This window comes from Mycobacteroides salmoniphilum, assembly GCF_004924335.1.
Classification (GTDB): domain Bacteria; phylum Actinomycetota; class Actinomycetes; order Mycobacteriales; family Mycobacteriaceae; genus Mycobacterium; species Mycobacterium salmoniphilum.
The window spans coordinates 3597269-3620909 of record NZ_CP024633.1 but is presented as its reverse complement, the minus strand read 5'-3'; the positions used below and the strand labels follow the sequence as shown (position 1 = coordinate 3620909).

The window sequence follows — 23641 nt, the reverse complement described above, 5'->3', positions numbered from 1 at the left end:
TCGTGTGCGTGCTGTGTTATCAGTGGCATATGCGCAGGTACAGCGGGTTGGCGCTCGCGGTCATCACGGCATTGTCTGGTGCCGGGGCGGCCCGCGCCGACCGGCCAGAGCCGGTGCCGCTGTACGGCACCTACGACACCTACCTGGATCATTCACGGCAGACCTTCGAGGGCAGGCCGGACGCCTCGGAACCCTCAACGCAGGCGGCAAGCTTCACCACCACCTGCGGCACGCAGGGATGCGTGGCGCATTGGTTGCGACTGGCCGAGCTTGCCGACAATCCCGACGCACCCGCGCTGTTCGACTACCGGTGGAACGGTGACCGGTGGGAATCGGCCGCGGACTATCCGTTTCACTGCAGCGACGGCAGCGCGGTGATCGCGGCCAGGTCCGACTTCCTGGTGCCGAACGGCGACGGCAGCTTTGCGGGGGAGCGCACATTCACGGTCAGCGCACCGGGATGTCCGGACGATGGACCGGGCACCTACTGGCTGCCGTTCACGCTGACACCCACCGATTGACCGGCCGGCGGCACCGATTTGGTCCGTACGCCCAGGCCACCTACACTTGACCGGTTGCCTGGGCTGTGTCTCGCCCATGGCCGGTCGGCATGTGCTTTCGGGTTCTATGGATAGCACTACCGATGCACGACCCCTGACCGAACCCGGTCAGATACGGAAGATCACTTCGCAGTAGGCCCACCACGGGATGTACCAGGCCCTCACGGGAACCAGTACGAGCGTGCTGTATGGGAACCGCAGCGAGAAAGGTTGATGGACTCTGTCATGACTATGACTGATCCGATCGCAGACTTTCTGACACGTCTGCGCAATGCCAACTCGGCATACCACGATGAGGTGACCCTGCCGCATTCGAAGATCAAGGCCAATATCGCCGAGATCCTCAAGCGCGAGGGCTACATCACCGATTACCGCACCGAGGACGCCCGCGTGGGCAAGAGCCTGGTTGTCTCGCTCAAGTACGGCCCCAGCCGTGAGCGCAGCATCGCCGGCCTGCGACGCGTGTCGAAGCCCGGCCTGCGTGTGTACGCAAAATCCACCAATCTGCCCAAGGTTCTCGGTGGCCTCGGCGTGGCGATCATCTCCACGTCCACTGGCCTGCTCACCGACCGTCAGGCGTCCCGACAGGGCGTGGGCGGCGAAGTCCTCGCGTACGTCTGGTAGGGGAGGACAACAAACATGTCGCGTATTGGAAAGCAGCCAGTGCTGGTTCCCGCCGGAGTGGACGTCAACATCGACGGCCAGAACGTTTCGGTCAAGGGTTCCAAGGGCACACTCGAACTGACAGTGAGCGAGCCGATTTCGGTGTCGCGCAACGACGATGGCGCCATCGTGGTCACCCGTCCCGATGACGAGCGGCGCAACCGCTCGCTCCACGGACTGTCTCGCACCCTGATCGCCAACCTGGTGACCGGTGTGACGCAGGGTTACACCACCAAGATGGAGATCTTCGGCGTGGGTTACCGCGTCGTCGCCAAGGGCTCGAACCTGGAGTTCGCGCTCGGTTACAGCCACCCCGTGCTGATCGAGGCGCCCGAGGGCATCACGTTCGCGGTCGAGACCCCCACCAAGTTCTCGGTCAGCGGAATCGACAAGCAGAAGGTTGGCCAGATCTCGGCCAACATCCGCCGCCTGCGTCGCCCCGACCCCTATAAGGGCAAGGGCATTCGCTACGAGGGTGAGCAGATCCGCCGCAAGGTCGGAAAGACAGGTAAGTGACCATGGCTCAAACGAAGACAGAAGCGAAGCAGCACGAGCCCGTCGGCAAGAGTGTTTCGGAGGCGCGTCGCATCTCGCGTCTGCGCCGCCACGCACGTCTGCGCAAGAAGGTGTCCGGTACGGATGCGCGGCCGCGTTTGGTCGTCAACCGTTCGGCCCGCCACATCCACGTGCAGCTGGTCAACGATCTCACCGGCACCACCCTGGCGGCGGCCTCGTCCATCGAGCCCGACGTGCAGGCAGTGGACGGCGACAAGAAGGCACGCAGTGCTCGGGTCGGTCAGCTGATCGCCGAGCGTGCGAAGGCTGCCGGCGTGGACACCGTGGTGTTCGACCGCGGTGGCTACACCTACGGTGGCCGGATTGCCGCACTCGCCGACGCCGCCCGCGAGAACGGGCTGGTGTTCTGATGTTCGTGACTTTCAACGGAAGGAATGCATGATGGCGCAGCGCAATACTGGCGCTCCCGACAATGCGGGCGGCGCCAACGAGGGTCGCGATGGCGGTCGTGGACGCCGTGACAACCGCGACGACCGTCGTGGTGGGCGTGACAACGCCGAGAAGAGCAACTACCTGGAGCGCGTTGTCACCATCAACCGCGTCTCCAAGGTCGTCAAGGGTGGTCGCCGGTTCAGCTTCACCGCGCTGGTGATCGTCGGCGACGGCAACGGCCTGGTGGGCGTTGGCTACGGCAAGGCCAAGGAAGTTCCGGCTGCCATTGCCAAGGGTGTGGACGAGGCTCGCAAGAACTTCTTCCGCGTTCCGCTCATCGGCGGCACCATCGTTCACCCCGTTCAGGGCGAGGATTCCGCCGGTGTCGTCATGCTGCGTCCGGCCTCGGCCGGTACCGGTGTGATCGCCGGTGGCGCTGCCCGCGCGGTGCTCGAATGCGCCGGTGTGCACGACATCCTGGCCAAGTCGCTGGGTAGCGACAACGCCATCAACGTGGTCCATGCAACCGTCGCGGCGCTCAAGCAGCTGCAGCGCCCCGAAGAGGTTGCGGCTCGCCGCGGTCTGCCCATCGAAGATGTGGCACCGGCCGGCATGCTCCGGGCACGTGCAGAGTTCGCAGCTGCGGCAGCACAGGGAGGCAGCCATGGCTGATCTGTTGATCACCCAGGTGCGCAGCACCATCGGATCCCGGTGGAAGCAGCGCGAATCGTTGAAGACACTGGGTCTGCGCAAGATTCGCCAGACCGTTGTCCGTGAGGACAACGCGCAGACCCGCGGCCTGCTCCAGGTGGTTCGCCACCTGGTCACCGTCGAGGACGTGAAGTAAATGACCATCAAATTGCATCATCTACGCCCGGCCCCGGGCTCCAAGACCGAGCGCACCCGCGTCGGTCGTGGTGAGGGGTCCAAGGGTAAGACCGCGGGTCGCGGTACCAAGGGCACCAAGGCACGCAAGAACGTGCCGGTGACCTTCGAGGGTGGGCAGATGCCCATCCACATGCGGCTCCCGAAGCTCAAGGGCTTCAAGAACCGCTTCCGCACTGAGTACCAGGTGGTGAACGTGGCCGACATCGAGCGGCTGTTCCCCGAGGGTGGCGACGTCACCATCGAGGCCCTGGTTGCCAAGGGTGCGGTGCGCAAGAACGAGCTGGTGAAGGTGCTCGGCAACGGCGACCTCAAGGTCAAGGTGTCGGTGACTGCCAACAAGTTCAGCGATGCGGCTCGCGAGAAGATCACCGCCGCAGGCGGATCGGTCAACGAGGCGTAGTAACCGTTTTCTGCAGAGGGCGTCCACCTTCGGGTGGGCGCCCTTTCTGTTTCGCCGAGCGTGAAGCCAAGGCGACAATGCGGCCGATTTTCCGCCCTGGCTTCACACTCGGCGTCAGGTCAGCCGCGGGATAACCTCGGCGGCAAGACGCTCCATCTGCTCGCGATCGGCCGCTACATTGTCGCCGACGGGATTGAGCAGGATCATCTCTGCACCCGCGTCGGCCACCTCACGCAGACCGGCGACGACCTCGTCGGGAGTGCCCCACACCGGCACGGCGTCAATGCCGTTCATCTCGCCATAGATTCGGCGCAGCCCCGCCTGGACGCGCGTGTGGGCGAGGTCCCGATCGTCGTCGATCATCAGGTAGACGCGCTTGCCGATCGGGAATCCGGCCGCGTCTTTCCCCTGGCTCTGCAACGCAGTGTGGAGCTGCGTGACCTCCTCGGCGAAGGCGGCCGTGGTAGAGGAACCTGCGCCGAGGAACGCATCGCCGTGGCGCACCGCGCGGGCGAGTGCGGCGGGCGCATGCCCGCCGAACCAGATGGGCGGATGCGGACGTTGTACGGGCTTGGGCTGGATTGCCAGATCGTCGACATTTCGGAAGCGCCCATGAAAGGTGATGCGCTCGTGGTCCGACCACGCCAGCTTCATTAGATCGAGTCCCTCGGTGAAGCTCGCGATGAAGGTCGCCTTGTCCACACCGAACGCCGCGAAGTTGCGGAAACCGCCGCCCGGAGCGACTCCGATGTCCAGACGCCCGTGACTGAGACGGTCCACCGCGGTGATGGCGGAGGCCAGCTGTAGCGGATCGTGTTGTGAGGCAACGAGCACCGCGACGCCAAGGCGCAAGCGCGTGGTGCACGCGGCCGCGTACGCCAGTAGCTCCAGCGGAGCGATGATCGGTGAAGAGCCGATGGTCTGTTCCAGGGTCCAGCCGCCCTCGAAGCCAAGCTCCTCGGCGCGTCTCAGATAGGCCCGGACGCCCTCGGCATCGAAGCTGTCGGTGTCGAACTGGGGAATGGAGATCGAGAACCGCATCCCACCACGGTACGTCCGGCTAGCGCTTCCGGTAGATATCGGCGACCCAGGCCTGCTTGCAGAATCGGTCCTGTGCGGAGGGTGGGTCCACGCCCGCTTCCGTCAAGGCCTGGTTTGTCTTCTCGGCTTGCCCCGGGGGAACGTCGTCGTAGTTGAAGGAGCACAACGTGTTTCCGTTGGTGTACCAGGTGCGGGCGGGATCCGGGGGATCCGGCCAGTCTGCCGCCTGCACGAAGAGGGAACCGAGCCCCACTACCTTGTCGTTGACGAATCGGTAGAGGGAAACCCGTCCCGATCCGGCGCCGGTACTGGCGTAGAACGCGGTGAAGTGTTCCTCGGTAGTCCGAAAATCCGGATAGCCGACTACCTGTCCCGCCGAAGAGAACTTCCCCGAGTCCTTGTTGACCCGCCACGCATCCAGAACATCGCCGTCGGAGCCGACGGTGTTCACCACTACCAGCTCATCGCGGCCGTCACGATCCAAGTCGGCGAGAAGCGGCGGCGTTCGTTCGGGTTTGTTGACGGGAACGGTAAAGGTCTGCCGCTCAGTCCCATTGGGCTCGTACACCTTGATGGTGACGGGGGGTGTGCCCAGCACCTCGAACGTCAGCTTCGCCGAATCCTTGGACCGCAACACGCAGTCCAGGGCCGGGTCTGGATCCGGTTCGATCGCTTGCGGCTTGATCGACGAGCACAGCGGCAGCCCGTCGAGGCGGCTGGGCGCCGAGGTCGTCGGCGTTCCGGCGCGATGAATACCGCCGTGACCGCATGCCGCCAGAGTCATCCCCGTGACGAAAAGTGCAATGGCACGCCACTTTGTCATGCGGGCCTCACCGTGCGCCCTGCCGGTACAACGTCGCTACCCAGGGCTGCAGACAGAAATGCTCTTCGGCCGTGGCCGGGTCGACACCGGCGGCACGCAACGCGTCCGTCCGTGCCCCAAGTGCTCCCGGCGGATCATCGGAGGTGTTCAGCGCGCATTTGACATTGGCGTTGAGGCGCCACTTCGGATCGAGAGGCTTGTTGTCGATACGTCTTTCAGTATCCAGCAGTGCCAGCACCGCCAACTTATTGTCGACGAACCGGAACAGCGCTGCCACCCCGGCGTCGGCGCCGTTGCGCGAGAAGATTCCGATGAATCGATCGGAGGTCATCCAGAATCTTGGGACCCCGAAAATCGTTCCGGTCATGTCGAATTGATCGGAGTTCGGCCGTGAGCGCCACACGTCCATGAGGTCCCCGGCAGGGTCTCCGGTCGCCGTGACCACCAACAGCTCTTCACGCTTGTCCTGATCCAAATCCTGCAGAAAGGGAAGGCGCTGCTGGAAGATCGGGTGAGGTACGCGAATGGACTGCGACTGTGTGCCATTGCCATTGAACACGCGGACGGTCCCGGCGGGGGTGCCCAGTACTTCGAAGATGACACCGCTGCCGTCCGAGGTACGGATCGTGCAGTCGAGCGCCGGATCCGCTTGCGGATTTCCGGGCTGGGTCGGGGCGGTGTCGCAGGTGGGAAGTGCGGCCAATCGCCCGGCGTTCTGGTCGGGGGGTGGCGGGGCGTGCTTGGCGTTGGCGATGGTGGTGGCCATCAGCTGATCCAGCAGGCCGGCGTCCACCTGGTCGGTTCCTTCCACCTCGACCACGACCGAGCGCACCCTGGCGAGCAGAATGCGCTGTCCACGTACTCCCGACGGCTGTTTACTGGCAGATGTGTCATCCAGGTCGGTGCTCGCACTGGTGTACACGTAGGTTTGCACGCCGTCGACAGTCGGACCGGGTGCGAAGGTGTCGGTGACGTGCCGGTTACGCACCTCCGGCTGGGCGAATGTCGGAAACGCCTTGTCGTACTGGCCACATTTCTTGATCCAGGTGCTGGTCAACGCGAAGACGTCGGCGTTGTCGCGTTCACGATTCACCGTGACGATGATGTGGTTACCGTCCGGGTCCGCCTCGTGGAATGTCGAGGCCACGTAGTACAAGTTCCAGTCCGAGCCGTCGGGTGTCCTGGAAAAGGACTTCCCGAAGGGCGTGTACAGACATTCGGGCGGACGAGTTTCACCGTCAGTTTGGCCGTGCACGCCCAGCCCGGAACCGTCGTCGGCGGCGATATCGGGCGGTCGGGTCGCTCCCTGCGCGGGGAAGTCGGCCTCTACCGGCAGCAGGCTGGCGAGCTCAGCGTTGCTCCGCCCACCCAGATCGGTGTGGTTGGGATGGAATTTACCGCGGTATTCGGGAAACAAACCGGGGTAGCTGCGGGTGGGTGCTGCCGCTGTCGGTGACGTCGATGGCGACGGTGTGAGGTCGCGTGACCCGGATGTATCGATACACCCGGATACCCCAGGTGCCACGGTCACCGCGAGTAGCGCAGCGACCTGGGCCAATACCTTTTTGGCCGTCGTCTTCCGCGCACGTGTCATCGTTGCCCCTCCGCCAGCGAATGGATTCGACCCTACGCGCCGAGCAGAACGGCAGCACGGATTTGTGGCCGGGAGCATTGCCGCATTCGTCGGTACGCTCAAGGCATGTTCGCTTTCACCACGCCCACGGACGTCCACGATCTGCTGACCAAGGTCGACACCGCGCGTCACCGAGGTGTGCCGCGGGACAGCATCCTGGAGCTCGACCTGCTGGACGTCCCGCCGGAAACCGTCAGCTTCGATCCGCTGGGTCTCGTGTTCTCCGGGGCGAGTAGGCCGCTGTCACTGCGGCACACCATCGCAGCCATCCACCGGGCGATTGACGATCCGCGGGTGGCCGGTCTCATCGCCCGTGTGCAGATCCCGCCTGCCGCCGCCGGAGCCGTCCAAGAGCTGCGGGCCGCCATCGAGGCGTTCAGCGCCGTCAAGCCGAGCGTGGCGTGGGCCGAGACCTACCCGGGCACCCTCGCGTACTACCTGGCATCGGCCTTCGGTGAGGTGTGGATGCAGCCCTCCGGCACAGTGGGACTCATCGGATTCGCGGCCAACGGGACCTTCCTGCGCGGTGCTCTCGACAAGGCCGGGGTGGAGGCGCAGTTCCTCGCTCGAGGTCAATATAAGTCGGCGGCAAACCTTTTCACGGAGGACGGCTATACCGAGGCCCAGCGGGAAGCCGATGGGCGACTGCTGGAGAGCCTGTCCGAACAGGTTCGCGACGGCGTGGCCGCATCGCGCAAGCTCGAACCGGCGGATGTGGACGCCTTGACAGACCGGGCGCCACTGCGGCGCACCGATGCGGTGGACGCCGGATTGGTGGATCGCATCGGATATCGCGACGAGGCGTATGCCCGCATCGCCGAAGTGACCGGCGTACAGGCCGGTAAGGAGCCCCCGCTGCTGTATCTGGCGCGCTACGCCCGGGCCACCCGGCCACAGGTGCCGGGCCTGCCTGCCCTGCCCGGCCGTCCGTCGCGACGGACCATCGGCGTGGTCACCCTGGCCGGACCGATCGTGAGCGGCCGCAGCGGGCCCCGGCTCTTTCCGCCGGGGCCGGCCAGCGGAGGCGACGTGATCGCCGAGGCACTGCGCGATGCCGTCGCTGACGATTCGGTGGCCGCCATCGTGTTGCGCGTAGACAGTCCCGGCGGCTCGGTCAATGGTTCGGAAACCATTTGGCGAGAAGTGATCCGGGCGCGTGAGGCGGGTAAGCCAGTGGTGGCGTCCATGGGTGCTGTCGCGGGGTCGGGTGGCTACTACGTCGCTATGGGTGCGGACGCGATCATCGCCAATCCGGGAACCATCACCGGGTCCATCGGGGTGATCACCGGAAAGTTCATCACTCGGGGACTCAAGGAGAAGCTCGGTGTCGCGTCGGCGACGCTGCGCACCAACGCAAACGCCGATGCGTGGTCGAGTAATGAGCCCTTCACCGACGAGCAGGTCGATCTCGTCGAGGCCGAGATAGACATGCATTACAACGATTTCGTGCAGCGGGTCGCCGACGGGCGAAACCTCACCGTCGATGCCGTGAAAGCGGTTGCGCAGGGCAGGATCTGGTCGGGCAGGGATGCGCTGGAGCACGGCCTCGTCGATGAGCTCGGCGGATTCCGTGACGCGGTGGCCAAAGCGAAGGAGCTCGCGGACATCGATGCCGACGACGACGTTCGGATCGCGAGCTTCCCGAGCTCACCGCTCAGCTCGATGCTGCGGCAGCGCGCGTCGTCGCAGCCCGCCGCCGCGGCCGTGACCGATGCGGTGCTGGGGCGGGTGGCGCAGCTGGCCATGGAGACGGTGCAGCGCGCCCAGCGGTCGATCGGCAGCGCGCAGACCATGATGATGGGCGACTACCGCTTCTAGTCGCTCGGCACCAGCATGTTTCGCCGGGACCGGGGCTGACACCGACTAACGTATGGGGTGCAGCTGCCGGCGGAAGGGCGTGGCGTGAACACCGAACTGACCGTATTTCAGAAACGTGTGCTCGCCGTCCTCACCGGTGTGGGCATCGCCGTCGGCATCTATTTTCTGCGCGGCTACTTCATCCTGATCGTCGTCGCGGCGGTGGCCGCGTATCTGTTCACGCCGCTGTATCGGCGTCTGGGACGGCGATTCGGATCGGGTATGGCCGCGACGCTGACGTTGCTGTGCGCGCTGGGATCGGTGGTGGTTCCGGTCGGTGCGCTGGTTTACGTTGCGACGGTTCAGATCACCCGCATGGTCGACAGTGTCTCGACCTGGGTGGGGGACACCGATATGACCACACTCGGCCAGCGGGCGTTCGCGGTGGTCAACGACGTCTTGGCCCGGATCCCATTCGTGCATGTCCAGTTGACGCCGGACACCTTGCGGCAGTCGATCGCGTCGTTGGCAGAGAACGTTGGGCAGGGGCTTCTGCAGGTGCTACAGAGTGCCGTCGGCAGTGTTGCCGCGGCGGTCGCGGCGTGCATCATCTTCCTGTACGTGTTTGTCTCACTCCTGGTCAAACAGGACAAGGTGCTCACCCTGCTGCGACAGCTCAATCCGCTGGGGGAGGAGATCACCGATCTGTATCTCGACAAGATTGGTGCAATGGTGCGTGGAACGGTCAAGGGGCAGTTCGTGATTGCGATGGCGCAGGGTGTCGCGGGCGCCGCGTCGATCTACGTCGCAGGCTTCCAGCAGGGTTTCTTCTTCTTTGCGATAGTGCTGACCGCGTTGTCGATCATCCCGCTGGGGGGCGGCATCGTGACGATTCCGTTCGGCATCGGCATGATCCTCTTCGGCCACCCCGTCGGTGGACTGTTTGTCATCGGATGGCACCTCCTGGTGGTGTCCAATATCGACAATGTGCTGCGCCCCTTCCTCGTACCGCGCGGCGCACGCCTGGACCCTGCGTTGATGCTCCTGGCGGTCTTCTCGGGGATCGCGGCCTTCGGATTCTGGGGAATCGTGCTGGGTCCGGTGTTGATGATCGTCATCGTGACCACGATCGATATGTATCTCGCTGTCTATAAAGGGGTTCCGTTTGGGGACTCCGATACCGACGAGCCCCAGGTGCCGAGGCCGCCCTGGTGGAAATGGGGACGTTCGCGCGTGGCGAGCTAACCCAGCGTCGCGTCGACGTACACGATGTTGGGGAATATCGTGCGCAGCAATGGGTTCGGTGGCTCAAGATTGAGCCGTGCGTAGAGTGCGTCGTTTTCTTCGGTGACCACTGACCAGCCGTGTTCGGACAGCCAGTCCGCGGCCATTTGGCGCTCTTCGGCGTAGACGAGCGACTCCATGTCCAAATCCAGTGTGTCCCCAGCGAATTGACGGGTGAGTTCGCGCACCTTGGAAAAGTCGGCAGTCTCCAGGCCGGGAACCTGCTCACATACGAGGCGACTGCCCGGTGCGCTGAGCTCGGTGACCGATGCGAACAACCGATCCTGTGCCTCCGCGGGCAGATAGATCAGCAGTCCCTCGGCGGACCACACCGTCGGTTGTCCAGGGTCGAAACCGGCCGCTTTCAAGGCGGTTGGCCAGTCATCGCGTAAGTCGATCGCCACGGTCCGCCGGTCGGCGCTCGGCGAGGCTCCCAGCCCGGCCAGGGTGTCGGTCTTGAACGCGATCACATCCGGCTGGTCGAGCTCGTACACAGTGGTGCCGGCCGGCCAATTCAGGCGGTAGGCCCGGGTGTCGAGTCCCGACGCGAGGATGACGACCTGGCGTACCCCCGCAGCAGTGGCGGCCTCGAAGGCGGTGTCGTAGTACCAGGTGCGGCTTGCCATCCCATTGGCCATGCCGTCGGCGGTGAAGCCCAACTGCACCAGACCTGCCATCTGCTCGGGGTCGAAATCGCCCGAGGCCAGTTTGGTGAAGTACTCGATGCCGACCGCACGCACCAGGGGCTCCGCGTAGGGATCGTTGATCAAGGCATTGGGCACATGGCTGGCCAAGGCACGCTGCGCGGCCACCATCGTCGCCGTCGCTCCGACGCTTGAGGCCAAGTCCCAGCTGTCGTCATCGGTCCGAGTCATCGAGGCTCCTTGAGAGGTTGTCGGGGTGCCCCGACCATAGTGCGCCGCGGTCTGAGATTGCGCACCCCCGGGCCCGTGGCCTGCGCAAATTCAGTTGCGCGCAACCCGGACCGAGGTGTTTGCTGTTCGGGCGCTGAGGGTGGCCGAGATATCAGGAGGTGAACGTGGCCGAAACAGAAGTGCGGCCGCGTACGGCCGCCACCGGAGACAGCGTGATGAAGCTGCATCGGCATTCCGTGATGCTCGACGGACGGTCGTACACGGTCATCACGCTGCGCGCCGATGCCGATGTGCGATTCTCCACCAACCGGTTTCACGAGACCTGGCACGTGATCTCCGATGAGGCCGGCGCCCGAACGCTGGCACGGCTGCTGTGGGGTCTGGCATACCAGCGGCATCCCGGCACGTTCGTGCTCATCGACCGTGCGCACCTCGCACCGAATCCGTTCGACGCGGAGCCGGCGGACCCGATCGTGCTGCTGCCATCGCATCTGACGGTGCTCACCCGGCAGGCGGCGAAGGCATTGCGGGGGCAGCCGCCGACCAAACCCGACGGAACCGTGCGCTGGCGCACCCATGGCCTGGATACCCGAGCCGCCGAACACCGTGAATGGCGGGACATGCCCGATGGCCAACGGCGATATCCGTACACACCCGAACCAGCCGGGTGGGAGACCGCTGAACGGATCGGCGGGGTACTGGTTTTGGCGGGCGGCCCGCAGACCCTGCGGCAATGGGCTACCTACGCCGAACTGATGCGCATCGTCGCGCCGTGGGATACGGACTACGAATACCTGGCTGATCGCGAAGGCGAGATTCAGATATTCCTGAACTACCGCCGCGAGGTCGCCATCGCGAAACACGCGCGAGCCGATATCTTGTCCGCGCCGCATCCCGCCGATATCTCGCAACTGCGAGAACACATTTGGCTGCGGGCCGCGCAGATCCGGGCTCAACAAACAGGAAATGCCGATGAACGCTCGGTGACTGGCCCCGAATCACGGACGCGCGGTGGTAATTTCGGCCGGTGAAGGCGATGACGTGGATTGCTGTTGCCGTTTTGTCCGTCGCGGCCTGGAACGCGAGCGCTCCCGTCGCGCAGGCCGCACCCGGATGCCGCCAGCTGGATCCCGCGTTGCCCTGGTACGGCGATGTCAGGGAGCGGCTGCAGGCCGCGATCGACACCAACAGCACGTGCACCGGCACCTGGAAACGTTCCACCAAGGCAGTCGCGCTTTTCGACTGGGACAACACCGAGGTCAAGAACGACATCTCCGATGCCACCCTCGCGTGGATGCTGCGGCACAACAAGATCCGCCAGCCCGGCGACTGGCACGCCACTAGCCGGCACATCACCGAGGTGGCGGCCACCGCGCTGCGTGCGGCGTGTGGCACCGCAACCCCCGCTGGGCAGCCGCTGGCCACCTCGACCAACGCGGCCTGCGCCGACGAGATCCTGGCCGTCCGCGAAGGCAAGACCCATGACGAACAAGAAGCCTTCACCGGATACAACCAGCGCTGGAGCAATGGCGCCTACGTATGGACGGTCGCACTGACCGCCGGGTACACCGCCGACGAGGTCGCTCAATTCGCGCTGGCGGCCAAGCGCGAGAACCTGGACGCGCCGATCGGAGCCACTCAGACGATCGGCACCACCACCGTCCCGGGGTACCTGCGGGTGTACCCGCAGATCAAGGACCTCATTGCCACCCTGCAGGCCCACGGTGTCAGCACCTGGGTGATTTCGGCGTCCTCGGAGGTGGTCGCCAAGGTGTGGTCGCCGGAAATCGGGATTCCGACACACCAGGTGATCGGCGTGCGCAGCGTCTACGACGCCAACGGAAGGCAGACCCCGCACGTCAAGGGCTGCGGCGGACAACCTGACGGTGCCGACACTGTCATCACCTATGTCGACGGCAAACGCTGCTGGGCCAACCAGGTGGTGTTCGGCGTGCAGGGACCCGCCGCCTTCGAGCCCTACGACGTCAACAAACGGCAGATTCTCGCCGCCGGGGACTCGACCACCGACGTCACCTTTGTCGACGACGCCACCGCCGCTCACCTCGTCATCAATCGGAACAAGACCGAGCTCATGTGCCGGGCCTACGACAACGCCGACAGCAAATGGTTGATCAACCCGATGTTTATCGACCCGTATCCGCAGCATCTGGACCCGTACCTGTGCGCAACCGACGGCCGGACCAACCCGGACGGCAGCGCAGGGCCGCTGCTCCGTTCCGACGGCACCGTCGTCCCCGACCAGAAGGACACCGTCTTCTCCACCGGTTCGTAGCGAACTGTTAGTCTCGTGTCCGGCCCAGGCGTGCCCTGATGGCCGCCGAAACGGTTACCCAACGCTGGGATCACCAGCTGATTCATCTAGCAGATCACATGGCGAGCTGCAGGATGCGCAGGAGGATGTGTGCTTTCCGCTTTTGTCTCTGCTCTCAGGACAGCTGACCTGAGGCGGAAGATCCTCTTCACGATCGGGATCGTGTTCATTTATCGGCTTGGTGCGACGCTGCCGTCTCCCGGGGTGAACTACGCCAACGTGAAGTACTGCGTTGAGCAGGTCAGCAGTGGAGATTCGGCGCAGCTCTACTCGCTGATCAACCTGTTCTCGGGTGGCGCGCTGCTGCAGCTGTCGGTTTTCGCGGTCGGCGTCATGCCGTACATCACCGCCAGCATCATCGTTCAGCTGCTCACCGTGGTCATTCCCCGGTTCGAGCAGCTGCGCAAGGAAGGCCAGTCGGGCCAGGCCAAGATGACGCAGTACACCCGCTACCTGTCGGTCGCGCTGGCACTGCTGCAGTCCACCTCGATCGTCGCGCTCGGTGCCAGCGGAAACCTGCTGCAGGGCTGTGACCGCAAGGACGAGATTGTCTCGGACCAGTCGATTTTCTCGCTGACCGTGATGGTTCTGGTCATGACCGCCGGATCCACCTTGGTGATGTGGCTCGGTGAGATGGTCACCGAACGCGGAGTCGGTAACGGCATGTCGCTGCTGATCTTCGCCGGTATCGCGGCCCGGATCCCCGCCGAGGGCAAGACCATCCTCGACAGCCGTGGCGGTGTCACCTTTGCCGCGGTATGTGTGGCTGCGCTTCTCATCGTGATCGGTGTCGTGTTCGTCGAACAGGGCCAGCGCCGCATCCCCGTCCAGTACGCCAAACGCATGGTGGGACGGCGCATGTACGGCGGCACCTCCACCTACTTGCCGCTGAAGGTCAACCAGGCCGGTGTTATCCCGGTCATTTTCGCCTCCTCGCTGTTGTACATCCCTGGTCTCATCACGCAGCTCGTGCGCAGTGGCGGGAAGGACAAGACCGGCTGGTGGGATCGATTCGTCAGCACGTACCTGACCGACCCCAGCAACTACTGGTACGTCGCGATCTACTTCACGCTCATCGTGTTCTTCACGTTCTTCTACGTGTCGATCACCTTCAACCCCGATGAGCGCGCCGACGAGATGAACAAGTTCGGTGGCTTCATCCCCGGTATCCGTCCCGGACGGGCCACCGCCGACTACCTGCGTTACGTGCTCAACCGCATCACGTGGCCAGGCTCGATCTACCTGGGTATCATCGCGATCTTGCCGAACCTGTTCCTGCAGATCGGGAACTCCGGCGGTACGCAGAACCTGCCATTCGGCGGAACTGCGGTGCTGATCATGATCGGCGTCGGCCTCGATACTGTGAAGCAGATCGAAAGCCAGTTGATGCAGCGTAACTACGAAGGGTTCCTGAAGTGAGAGTGGTGTTACTCGGCCCGCCAGGGGCAGGCAAAGGTACGCAGGCACAACTGATTTCGGAAAAGTTCGGCATTCCGCAGATCTCCACGGGTGACCTGTTCCGGTCGAACATCAGTGAGGGCACCGAGCTGGGAATTCAGGCCAAGCAGTACCTGGACGCCGGCGATCTGGTGCCCAGCGAGGTCACCAACAAGATGGTCGAGGCGCGCCTCGACGAGGCGGACGCCGCGGACGGTTTCATTCTCGACGGTTTCCCGCGCACCGTGGACCAGGCGGATGCGCTGGCCGCGATGGAAGAGGCTCGCGGAGTCAAGATCGACGCCGTGCTGGAATTCCGGGTGCCGTTAGAAGAGCTCGTGCAGCGACTGCTGGGCCGTGGCCGCGCCGACGACACCGAGGACATCATTCGCAATCGGCTCAACGTGTACCGCGACGAGACCGCACCGCTGCTGGAGTACTACCAGAGCGTGCTGCAGACCATCGATGCCGTCGGCACGGTGGACGAAGTGTTCGCGCGGACATCGCAGGCTCTGGGCCGGTAGTAGGCGAGGTAGCAGTGGGGCTGTTCGGCCGCAAGAAGACGGTGGAGCAGCGCACCACCGGAGAGCTCGATGCGATGGCTGCTGCGGGCGCCATCGTGGGCGCCGCATTGGTCGCCGTGCGTGATGCCGCGAGGGTCGGTGTCTCGACGCTGGAATTGGATCAGGTCGCCGAGGCCGTAATCCGGGATGCCGGCGCGGTGCCCTCGTTCCTGGGCTACCACGGTTTCCCGGCGTCCATCTGCTCCTCGGTCAATGACCAAGTGGTTCATGGAATACCTTCGGCGACAGCGATCTTGGCTGAGGGCGACCTGGTGTCCATAGACTGCGGTGCGATCCTGGACGGGTGGCACGGGGATTCCGCGTGGACCTTCGCTGTCGGGACAGTCATTCCCGTCGACGAGGCGCTGTCGGAAGCCACTCGGTTGTCGATGGAGGCCGGTATCGCGGCCATGATCCCGGGGAACCGGCTCACCGATGTGTCCCACGCGATCGAGCTGGGCACCCGGGCGGCGGAGAAGCAGTTCGACCGGGCATTCGGAATCGTGGACGGCTATGGCGGCCACGGCATCGGCCGCTCGATGCACCTGGACCCGTTCCTGCCCAACGAGGGGGCCCCCGGCAAGGGTCCGCTTCTCGGGGTGGGGTCGGTGCTCGCCATCGAGCCGATGCTCACGCTGGGTACGACGCAGACCCGGGTGCTGGCCGACGATTGGACCGTGGTGACAACCGACGGATCCCGGGCCGCGCATTGGGAGCACACGGTGGCCGTCACCGAGGACGGCCCCCGCATCCTGACACCGCGCCCGTAGGCCCAGCCTCGATCGGCTACCTAGTGTCCCTTGATGGATTGGGTGCGGTCGGTGGCGAAGACGGCCACGCAGGCGATCGCACGATCACCCTGCGTCCAGGAACGTTTGGTGGGGTACAGGTAGGTGATCTCGACCCCGTCATCCTCGAATGCGCCGGGAGAGTAGCTTTCCAGTGCGGTGCTGCAGCCCTCATTGCCCTTTGCGTCCAGCTCGGACTGCGCGGGCACCGAAGATCCGTACAGCGGTAGCAGTGCGTAGACCTCTGCCTTATGCGGCTGTGCGCACGGGATGGCCTTGGTGGTCGTGTAGTAGTCCTTGTCGCCGAGATCGGCGACGCAGTCACCCACGCGCAACTTGGTGACGTCCATATCGCCGGACTGGGTGACGTGGCCGGATTCGTCGCGTTTGGGCTGGTTACTGACGCCCACCGCGATGACGACAATCGATGCGACGACCCACAGGGAGCCGAGCACGATGCCCGCGATGGCCATTCCGCGGCCGCTCTGACCGGTTCGTTTGATCTGGTTCAGGCCCAGGAAGCCGAAGATGATGCCCAGGATGCCGCCCAGGCAGGGGACGATGCCGAAGATCAGCGCCGTAATGGCGAATCCGTTGGTGCTTCGCGCACTTTCGACGGGCGGATAGGAGCCCGGCGCGGGATAACCGTATGGCGCAACGGGGTAGCCCGGAGGGGGTGGTGGGTATCCCGCCGGGTCAGCCTGGGGGTACGGCGGATACGGCTCGGCGCCCGCGGGCCCGGCCGGGGTAACGGGTGGATATCCGCCCGCTGGCGGCGGCCCGACCGGTGGGTATCCGGGGCCAGTCGGCGTCGGGTACGGCGGGTACTCCGGCGGCCCGGGATCCGAGGGCGGCGGCCCGGCAGGCGGTTGCGTCATGTAGGGACTTTAGCAAACACGCGGTGGCGTGGATAGATTCGTCGATCAGTGAGAGAGGCTCTCCAGGAATGCCGCAACGTCGCTGGCGGCCGGGAGTAGGCCGGACTCCCTGGCATCGAGCAATGATGGTGCAGCACTGTCTTTTTCGGAAACAACCAGTGGCAACTCGGTGCCGTCGGGCCGGCTGGTCGGCCATGCGATCCCGACGGTGGGATCCAGCGGATTGACGCCGTGCTCGCGGCCCGGGGCGTATCCGGCGGAGCATAGGTAGACCACCGTCGAGTCATCATCGAGTGCCAGAAACCCGTGGCCGACCCCCTCCGGTACATACACGGCGCGGCGGTCTTGGGGATCGAGAAGTACTGCGTCCCAAGCGCCGAACGTCGGTGACCCCACGCGGATGTCGACCACGACGTCATACACGGACCCCGTCAGGCAGGTGACGTACTTGGCTTGTCCGGGCGGCACGTCGGCGAAGTGTATTCCGCGCAGTGACCCGGCCGCCGATACCGAGCAATTGGCTTGTTGCAGGTCGAACGGGTGGCCAATGGCCTCGGTAAGTGCTGTGCCTTTGAACAATTCGAGGAACACGCCCCGGCTGTCGTGATGTTGCACCGGGGTGATCTCGAAGGCGCCGGGCACCGATAGTTCTCGGATCTTCACGTCACTGCCCCCTCGCGGCGTATTGCGATTCCACGGCATCCTTGATGGGGCGCCACCAATCCGCGTTGTCCCGATACCACTCAATGGTGGCGGCCAGGCCGCCGGTGAAGTCGCCATGCGTTGGCTTCCAACCCAATTCATCACGCAGCGGTGTCGGGTCGATGGCATAACGCAGGTCATGGCCGGCCCGATCGGTGACGTGGTCGAAGTCATCCGGCGACTTGCCCATGAGTTCGAGAATGGTCCGCAGCACCGACAGGTTGTCTCGTTCTCCATCCGCGCCAATGAGATACGTACGTCCGATGGTGCCCGCCTCGATGATGCGCCATACCGCGCTGTTGTGGTCATCGACGTGAATCCAGTCCCGGACATTGGCGCCGGCCCCGTAAAGGCGTGGCCTGCGATCTGTGAGGATGTTGGTGATCTGTCGCGGAATGAACTTCTCCACATGCTGGTACGGCCCGTAGTTATTGGAGCAGTTGGAGATCGTCGCGCGGATGCCGAACGATCTCATCCAGGCACGTACCAGCAGATCCGCCGAGGCCTTGGTTGCCGAGTACGGGCTCGACGGGTTGTACGGCGTGGTCTCGGTGAACCGGTTCGGGTCATCGAGTTCAAGGTCGCCGAATACCTCGTCGGTGGAAATGTGGTGCAGCCGCACGTCATGGCGGCGCACCGCCTCTAGCAGTGTGTAGGTGCCAATGATGTTGCTACGCAGGAACGGTGACGGGTCGGCCAGCGAGTTGTCATTGTGCGTTTCTGCGGCGAAATGCACCACGACGTCATTGCCGGCGACCAGCCGATCCACCGTCTCGGCATCGCAGATATCACCCTGCACCAGCTCGACCGACGCGGCGACCGGGGCCAACGATTCACGGGTGCCGGCGTAGGTCAGCGCGTCGAGGACCGTCACCGAGACGTCAGGCCGCTCCCGGACGGTCGCGTGTACGAAGTTGGCTCCGATGAAACCGGCGCCGCCGGTCACCAAGATTCGCATGCACTCACCCTAGTAGGGGATTACCGAAGCGTGTCCGCCAACGAGGTCAACGTGTCGACCAAACCCTTGTCGCCCAGGACTTGGATGAGTACCTGGTCTGCGCCGGCGTCTAGGTGTTCGTGCAAACGCGCGGCGATTTCCTCGGCGGTTCCGTGCGCCACCACGGCATCGATGAATGCGTCACTTCCCGGCGACGTGACGTCCTCGTCACTGAAACCGATTCTCTTCCAGTTGTTTACGTAGTTGCTCAACTGAAGATAGAAGTCGACGGTGCGTCGGCCGATCGCCCGTGCGCTCTCCGGGTCGGTGCTGAGCACCACCTTGTGCTCGGGAACGAGCAGGGCGTCCGGACCGATGATCGCTCGAGCCTCCCGGGTGTGCTCGGGTGTCGTCAGATAGGGGTGCGCACCGGCGGTGCGATCCGCGGACAGCCTCAGCACCTTGGGTCCCAGTGCGGCCAGCGCCCGGCGTTCCCTCGGCACGCCCGCGGCATCCAGCCCATCCAAGTATTCGACAAGGGCGTCGTACGGCTTGCGATACTCGGCCGATGCTTCGGGATGCCCGGCGCCCACGCCGAGCAGGAACCGCCCGGGATAACTCGCCTCGATGCGATGGAAAGCGGCGGCTATCTCGTCGACGGGGGAGGTCCAGATGTTCACGATGCCGCTCGCGACCGTGAGATTCTCGGTCGCTTCGAGCAGCGGCTCTACATACGCAAGATCTGAGGTGAACACACCCCCGATCCACACCGAGCCGTAGCCGAGATCCTCGATGGCCTTGGCCTGCTCCGGTGTGACCGGACCGCCGTTCCATACTCCGTACCGGTTGAGGTTCGATTCGCCCATGTCGCGTCCCAACTTCGCAGGAGGTGTCGCTATTCCTGCACCGATTCTTCCGGATGTGCCGCGGGCGCGGGGGCAGGGGACGTGGATTCCTTGACCTGCTGGGTGCGGTTCAGTAAGTCGGCCACATCGATTCCTGAAACCTTGAGGCTCTCAATCACTTTCGCTACTGCTTGCGGGCCCACTCCTAAAAGGGTGCCCAACGCGTCCTGGGCATCGCCGGAGCCACCGATGATGGACAGCCTTTCAATCTCGCCGATCGGTTTCGATGCGGCCTCGGTTGCCTGCACCACCGACGCCAGGATGTCCGGCAGCGTGAGCAGTCGGGCGGCCTCCGGCGTGTAGGCATTGAGTGCCGCGGCGACTTCCTTCTTACCGTCGGCCTCGGCCAGCAGCTTGGCCTTGATGCCGTCTGCCTCGGCGATCAGCGTGGCCTTGGTGCCCTCCGCCTCGGCGATCAGCTTGGCCTTGGTGCCGTCGGCGGCGGCCTGTTGCTCGATCCGGAAGGCATCCGCGGCTGCCTTGCGCGCGTCGGCTTCCGCGGAACCCTTCTGCCGCTCGGCCTCGGCATCTGCCTGCGCCTTCAGGATCGCGGCCTGCCGACTGCCCTCCGCGATCGCGATGTCGGCCTGACGACGCGCCTCGGCAGGGGCTATGACATCGGCCTGCAACGCGGCCTGGGCCTGCTCGGTACGGCGTTGCTCCACCTCGGTGCGGGCCTGCATGCGCGCGGCCTCCGCCTGCTCACGGGCGATACCGACGTCCTTTTCGGCACGCGCCTGGGCGAGTGGCCCGGCCTGGTCGGCCTGAGCGTTCTCCGCCTCCGTCTGCGCGCGCAGACGGGCCAGTTCCACGTCGCGCTTCTGGTTGGCGGAGGCGATCGCGGTATCGGCCTCGGCCTGCGCGATGGAGCCGGCCTGCCGGGCTTGAGCCGACTGGATCTGTGCGTCCCGCTCGGCCTGGGCCGTGCCGACCGTCGCGTCGCGGCGCACTTCGGCGATACGGCGCTGGCCGAGCGACTCCAGGTATCCGTTGCGGTCGGAGATGCCCGCGATCTTGAGGACATCGACCTCCATACCGATGCGGGCGAGATCGCCGCCGGCCTCCTCGACGACGCTGCGCGCCAGGGAGTCGCGATTGGAGTTCAGGTCCTCGACGGTCATCGTGGCGGTGATGCCGCGCAGGCTGCCCGCCAGGATCTCGTTGATCTGCCGCTGCAATTCGCTGAGATCGGCGGTGAGGAAGCGCTGGACGGCGGTCTGCACCGCCTCGTCGTTCGATCCGATGCGCACCAGCCCTACGGCCTCGACGTTGACCGGGACGCCGTTGTTGGACAACGCGTTCTGCAGATTGATATTCACGTTGAACGGTTCGAGCGACATGATGTCCACCCGCTCGATGCCGGGCATCTTGAAGCGGGCACCACCGCGCACCACCTTCGGCTGGCCGCGCCCCGTGAAGACCGCGACCTCGTTTGGCGGCACCTTGATGTAGTTGCGTACGTAGACCAGCGGCAGCGCCACGAAGATCACCAGGGCCGCGACGGCGATGGTGACGATGATGAGAAGCAAACTCATGCAGGTTTCCTTAGTGGTGAGAACTAGTGGTGTGAACTAGTGGTGTGAAGTGGAGGGTTCATCAGAGGCTTGCCTCGGGAATGCTGACCACGTGCAGGTACTCGGAATCCACGTCGGCGATGTAGACCGCGGCGTTCTTGGCCAGCCCCTGGGGCTCATCGGTGATCGCCCGCGAACGCACCCGGTTGCCGTCGGCGTCGGTGAACGCGATTTCGCCCCAGCCGCCGCCCGCGGGCACCTCCAGGGTCACCGTGCCAAGTCGGCCGACATAGGACGTGCGCCCCGAGTGCGAGTTCGCCTGCTGGCGTCGCAGATACGTCAAGAAAAGTTGCAGGATCGACACCAGCGCAACAGCGCACACGCCGGCGATGATTGCTGTCGGCAGCACGGCGATGCCCAGGGCCGAGCCGACGAATCCGCCGGCGCCCGCGCCCGTCAATGCGGCAGAGACCGAGGTCAGGCTGATAAATGGCATCCCGTCGCCATGGCCGATATCGGTGAGCAGCAGTGCCGAAAGCACCGCTATTCCGCCGACCGCGAAGGCTGCCAGGTACCCGATCGTCAGACCGTCCACTCGACCCCCCTCCCCGTTGCCGACGGCGATGTTCGCCACTACCGACATAGGTACCATGAATCGGTCCTGCTGGCTACGTGCTGCCGGGCTGACCAGGCGCCTGATTGGCCGCGCGCGGTACCGTCATGAGGTGCCTCACCTAGCGGCAGTATCCGCGGACGCGCGTCGGGACATCACCGACGATGCCGTGGTGATCGTCGGCGGCGGTCCTGTCGGGTTGCTCGCTGCCACATTGTTGGCACGCCAGGGAATTCACGTGGTTGTGCTGGAGGCCGCCGGTTCGAAAGAACGTCAGCGGCACCGGAACTGCGCGACCTTCGTCGGGCACTCGACGTTACGGCGATATGACCGGGTGGCACCCGACCTGGGCGCGCGGTTGCGTCAATCGGCGCTCGCGGTCCATGGCGTCCAAACCTTCTATCAGGGCCGTCCGGTGTTCGTCATGTCCTCGTACGCTCCGTCGCGAATTCCTGGTCCGTGGAACCCCGCGGCATGGGGAATGAGCCTGTCGCAGCGCACTATTGAAGATGAGACGCTTGCCGAGGCGCTGAATCTGGGCGTGGAGTACCACTCCGGGATCGCCGTCACTGACATCAGCACCGACCACACCGGCGCGCGGCTCACCCTCGCCAGCGGTGACCGGCTGCGCGCGAGCTACGTCATCGCTGCCGACGGCTCCAAGTCGGCCATTCGTCAGGCGCTGGGCATCGGTATGTCGGAGCGGCCGCCGTCGCCGCCGTCTGTGGTGATCGACGTCGAACCGCATCCGGACGGTGTCACGGTGGATCTGCCTGTGCAGATCCAGTACCACCACCCCGACCTCGGCGGGCGCCACGCCATTCGCTTGCCGTACCCGGGCGGCCTGCGCCTCGATGTTCAGCTCCTGTCCAACGATGCGGAGACACCGACGACCGAGCAGGTGCGCTCGTGGGTGACGGCGCTCACCGGTGATGCCTGGTATGCGGACCACATCAGGTCGGTCGAGGTGCATCAGACCGTTCAGGGAGTAGCTGCGAGCTACACCGACGTGAACCGCCGGGTGCTGCTCGCGGGTGAGGCCGCCCATCAGTTCGCCCCACTGGGCGGCCGCAGCCTCAACTCGGGTGTGTCCGACGCGGTCGCGGCTGCGGAGGCCATCACCGAGGCGCTGGGCGAGTCCAGCGATCTCGCCGCGGCCTGGTTGGCGATCAACCGCAGTGCTCGCGAGCGGCGCCGGTCGGGGGTGCGTAACCGGATGCTGTCGGTGCGGGCGCAGCGAGTCCTCGACGGTTCGGACGTATCGATGCGGGCCAGGCGCACGATGGCCGCCAAGTCGGCGCCTCATATCTGGATCGCGGGTGCCTGGCTGACAGCGGGTCTGGTGCGACCCACGGCGATTCCGCATATCAGCAGGTCGGGAGTCACCTGGTCCTGAGGTGCCCGGGGGAGTGGCGGCCCCCTTCGCCGGTTTGGTTTGGGGGCGTTACGCGGGTATCCTTGACCAACGGTGCGGCTTACGTGCCGACTATCTGCGTGCCCAGTCCTGGACTTTCCTGTTACCGGCTCACGTTCGAGGGTCGGTAAAGTTTGCCGTGTCATGCCGGCGACAGCCGGAGCAGGCAATCAGAATCGCGGAGGATATGGCTAAGAAAGACGGAGCCATCGAGGTCGAGGGTCGGGTGGTCGAACCCCTGCCCAATGCGATGTTTCGCATTGAGCTGGAGAACGGACACAAGGTGCTCGCCCACATCAGCGGCAAGATGCGGCAGCACTACATCCGCATCCTGCCCGAGGACAGAGTGGTGGTGGAGTTGTCTCCCTATGACCTGTCCCGCGGTCGGATCGTTTACCGGTACAAGTAACTACAACCGCAAGACAGGATCGAAGAACGTGAAGGTTAACCCGAGCGTCAAGCCGATCTGCGACAAGTGCCGCGTTATTCGCCGGCATGGGCGGGTCATGGTGATCTGCCAGGACCCACGCCACAAGCAGCGGCAGGGTTAGTCAGGACTTCCGTAAGGACCTGGCTGACTAGCTACAAAACTGAATGATGACCTCCCAGAACCACTGACCGGGTATGCCGGCCAGACACCCCCGGA

27 protein-coding genes are annotated in these 23641 nt (G+C 64.8%); 17 read left to right on the top strand and 10 right to left on the bottom strand.

The genetic code is table 11. The features are described 5' to 3' along the window. Positions 1-29 precede the first annotated feature (29 nt). The 7 genes from DSM43276_RS17985 (at position 30) to rplO (ending at position 3459) form a co-directional block, all read left to right on the top strand. Positions 30-521, top strand: coding sequence for an MBOE_33420 family protein (locus tag DSM43276_RS17985; protein ID WP_078327773.1), 492 nt, complete (start codon positions 30-32; stop codon positions 519-521). 264 nt (positions 522-785) lie between these two features. After that, a complete protein-coding gene (gene rpsH, locus DSM43276_RS17975; protein ID WP_078288382.1) occupies positions 786-1184 on the top strand; it encodes a 30S ribosomal protein S8 in 399 nt (132 codons plus the stop codon). A gap of 15 nt (positions 1185-1199) precedes the next feature. Then, positions 1200-1739 (top strand): 50S ribosomal protein L6, encoded by a 540-nt coding sequence (rplF, locus tag DSM43276_RS17970; protein WP_078288381.1) that lies wholly within the window; start codon positions 1200-1202, stop codon positions 1737-1739. Between the two features lie 2 nt (positions 1740-1741). After that, positions 1742-2149 carry a 50S ribosomal protein L18 gene (gene rplR / locus DSM43276_RS17965; protein ID WP_078323507.1) on the top strand — a complete coding sequence of 136 codons (408 nt, stop codon included), beginning with the start codon at positions 1742-1744 and terminating at the stop codon, positions 2147-2149. A gap of 28 nt (positions 2150-2177) precedes the next feature. Beyond that, positions 2178-2843 (top strand): 30S ribosomal protein S5, encoded by a 666-nt coding sequence (rpsE, locus tag DSM43276_RS17960; protein ID WP_078323508.1) that lies wholly within the window; start codon positions 2178-2180, stop codon positions 2841-2843. After that, complete coding sequence (gene rpmD / locus DSM43276_RS17955) at positions 2836-3018, top strand: 50S ribosomal protein L30 (protein ID WP_078297698.1); 183 nt, start codon at positions 2836-2838, stop codon at positions 3016-3018. Before rpsE ends, rpmD begins: the two co-directional genes overlap by 8 nt. After that, positions 3019-3459 (top strand): 50S ribosomal protein L15, encoded by a 441-nt coding sequence (gene rplO / locus DSM43276_RS17950; protein ID WP_078288379.1) that lies wholly within the window; start codon positions 3019-3021, stop codon positions 3457-3459. 114 nt (positions 3460-3573) lie between these two features. Here rplO and DSM43276_RS17945 read toward each other — a convergent pair whose 3' ends face one another. Genes DSM43276_RS17945 through DSM43276_RS17935 form a run of 3 tightly spaced genes read right to left on the bottom strand, consistent with a single transcriptional unit; the run spans position 3574 to position 6917 of the window. Further along, positions 3574-4500, bottom strand: a complete 927-nt coding sequence (locus DSM43276_RS17945) for an LLM class flavin-dependent oxidoreductase (protein ID WP_078327747.1) — start codon at positions 4498-4500, stop codon at positions 3574-3576. 19 nt (positions 4501-4519) lie between these two features. Then, entirely contained in the window at positions 4520-5323 is an 804-nt protein-coding gene (locus DSM43276_RS17940) for a hypothetical protein (protein ID WP_078327746.1), read from the bottom strand. A 7-nt stretch (positions 5324-5330) separates the two neighbouring features. Continuing rightward, positions 5331-6917 (bottom strand): sensor domain-containing protein, encoded by a 1587-nt coding sequence (locus DSM43276_RS17935; protein WP_078327745.1) that lies wholly within the window; start codon positions 6915-6917, stop codon positions 5331-5333. Positions 6918-7022: 105 nt separating this feature from the next. On the opposite strand from DSM43276_RS17935, the gene sppA reads away from it, so the two are divergent. Continuing rightward, positions 7023-8774: a signal peptide peptidase SppA gene (gene sppA / locus DSM43276_RS17930; protein ID WP_078327744.1), complete on the top strand. Its 1752-nt coding sequence runs from the start codon at positions 7023-7025 to the stop codon at positions 8772-8774. 84 nt (positions 8775-8858) lie between these two features. Then, a complete protein-coding gene (locus DSM43276_RS17925; protein ID WP_078327772.1) occupies positions 8859-9998 on the top strand; it encodes an AI-2E family transporter in 1140 nt (379 codons plus the stop codon). Here DSM43276_RS17925 and DSM43276_RS17920 read toward each other — a convergent pair. Then, positions 9995-10912: a class I SAM-dependent methyltransferase gene (locus tag DSM43276_RS17920; protein ID WP_078327743.1), complete on the bottom strand. Its 918-nt coding sequence runs from the start codon at positions 10910-10912 to the stop codon at positions 9995-9997. The genes DSM43276_RS17925 and DSM43276_RS17920 overlap by 4 nt on opposite strands. 164 nt (positions 10913-11076) lie before the next feature. Between DSM43276_RS17920 and DSM43276_RS17915 the strand changes: the two genes are divergently transcribed. The 5 genes from DSM43276_RS17915 (at position 11077) to map (ending at position 16014) form a co-directional block, all read left to right on the top strand. Beyond that, the gene (locus tag DSM43276_RS17915; RefSeq protein ID WP_078327771.1) at positions 11077-11943 is read left to right on the top strand and encodes a hypothetical protein; all 867 of its coding nucleotides are present in this window, start codon (positions 11077-11079) and stop codon (positions 11941-11943) included. Continuing rightward, entirely contained in the window at positions 11940-13205 is a 1266-nt protein-coding gene (locus tag DSM43276_RS17910; RefSeq protein WP_078327742.1) for an HAD family hydrolase, read from the top strand. Before DSM43276_RS17915 ends, DSM43276_RS17910 begins: the two co-directional genes overlap by 4 nt. 129 nt (positions 13206-13334) lie before the next feature. Beyond that, on the top strand, positions 13335-14663 hold the full coding sequence (secY, locus tag DSM43276_RS17905) for a preprotein translocase subunit SecY (RefSeq protein WP_078323515.1): 1329 nt from the start codon (positions 13335-13337) through the stop codon (positions 14661-14663). Continuing rightward, complete coding sequence (locus tag DSM43276_RS17900; protein ID WP_078327741.1) at positions 14660-15205, top strand: adenylate kinase; 546 nt, start codon at positions 14660-14662, stop codon at positions 15203-15205. Before secY ends, DSM43276_RS17900 begins: the two co-directional genes overlap by 4 nt. Positions 15206-15219: 14 nt before the next feature. Continuing rightward, entirely contained in the window at positions 15220-16014 is a 795-nt protein-coding gene (map, locus tag DSM43276_RS17895) for a type I methionyl aminopeptidase (protein WP_078327740.1), read from the top strand. Positions 16015-16034: 20 nt separating this feature from the next. Here map and DSM43276_RS17890 read toward each other — a convergent pair whose 3' ends face one another. The 6 genes from DSM43276_RS17890 to DSM43276_RS17865 form a co-directional block, all read right to left on the bottom strand. Further along, the gene (locus tag DSM43276_RS17890) at positions 16035-16910 is read right to left on the bottom strand and encodes a DUF4190 domain-containing protein (protein WP_136629117.1); all 876 of its coding nucleotides are present in this window, start codon (positions 16908-16910) and stop codon (positions 16035-16037) included. A gap of 45 nt (positions 16911-16955) precedes the next feature. Next, positions 16956-17573 (bottom strand): dTDP-4-dehydrorhamnose 3,5-epimerase family protein, encoded by a 618-nt coding sequence (locus tag DSM43276_RS17885; RefSeq protein ID WP_078327738.1) that lies wholly within the window; start codon positions 17571-17573, stop codon positions 16956-16958. A gap of 1 nt (position 17574) precedes the next feature. Beyond that, the gene (rfbB, locus tag DSM43276_RS17880; protein ID WP_078327737.1) at positions 17575-18570 is read right to left on the bottom strand and encodes a dTDP-glucose 4,6-dehydratase; all 996 of its coding nucleotides are present in this window, start codon (positions 18568-18570) and stop codon (positions 17575-17577) included. 20 nt (positions 18571-18590) lie between these two features. After that, a complete protein-coding gene (locus DSM43276_RS17875; RefSeq protein ID WP_078327736.1) occupies positions 18591-19415 on the bottom strand; it encodes an LLM class F420-dependent oxidoreductase in 825 nt (274 codons plus the stop codon). A 29-nt stretch (positions 19416-19444) separates the two neighbouring features. Then, on the bottom strand, positions 19445-20989 hold the full coding sequence (locus tag DSM43276_RS17870; protein WP_078327735.1) for a flotillin family protein: 1545 nt from the start codon (positions 20987-20989) through the stop codon (positions 19445-19447). Between the two features lie 61 nt (positions 20990-21050). Then, positions 21051-21563 (bottom strand): hypothetical protein, encoded by a 513-nt coding sequence (locus DSM43276_RS17865; protein WP_078327770.1) that lies wholly within the window; start codon positions 21561-21563, stop codon positions 21051-21053. 130 nt (positions 21564-21693) lie between these two features. Here DSM43276_RS17865 and DSM43276_RS17860 point away from each other — a divergent pair, with 130 nt between their 5' ends. From DSM43276_RS17860 to rpmJ, 3 genes are all read left to right on the top strand, one after another. After that, the gene (locus DSM43276_RS17860; RefSeq protein WP_078327769.1) at positions 21694-22977 is read left to right on the top strand and encodes an FAD-dependent oxidoreductase; all 1284 of its coding nucleotides are present in this window, start codon (positions 21694-21696) and stop codon (positions 22975-22977) included. 205 nt (positions 22978-23182) lie between these two features. Continuing rightward, the gene (gene infA, locus DSM43276_RS17855) at positions 23183-23404 is read left to right on the top strand and encodes a translation initiation factor IF-1 (protein WP_003418601.1); all 222 of its coding nucleotides are present in this window, start codon (positions 23183-23185) and stop codon (positions 23402-23404) included. Positions 23405-23432: 28 nt separating this feature from the next. Next, complete coding sequence (gene rpmJ / locus DSM43276_RS17850; RefSeq protein ID WP_003886927.1) at positions 23433-23546, top strand: 50S ribosomal protein L36; 114 nt, start codon at positions 23433-23435, stop codon at positions 23544-23546. The last annotated feature ends 95 nt before the right edge of the window (positions 23547-23641 follow it).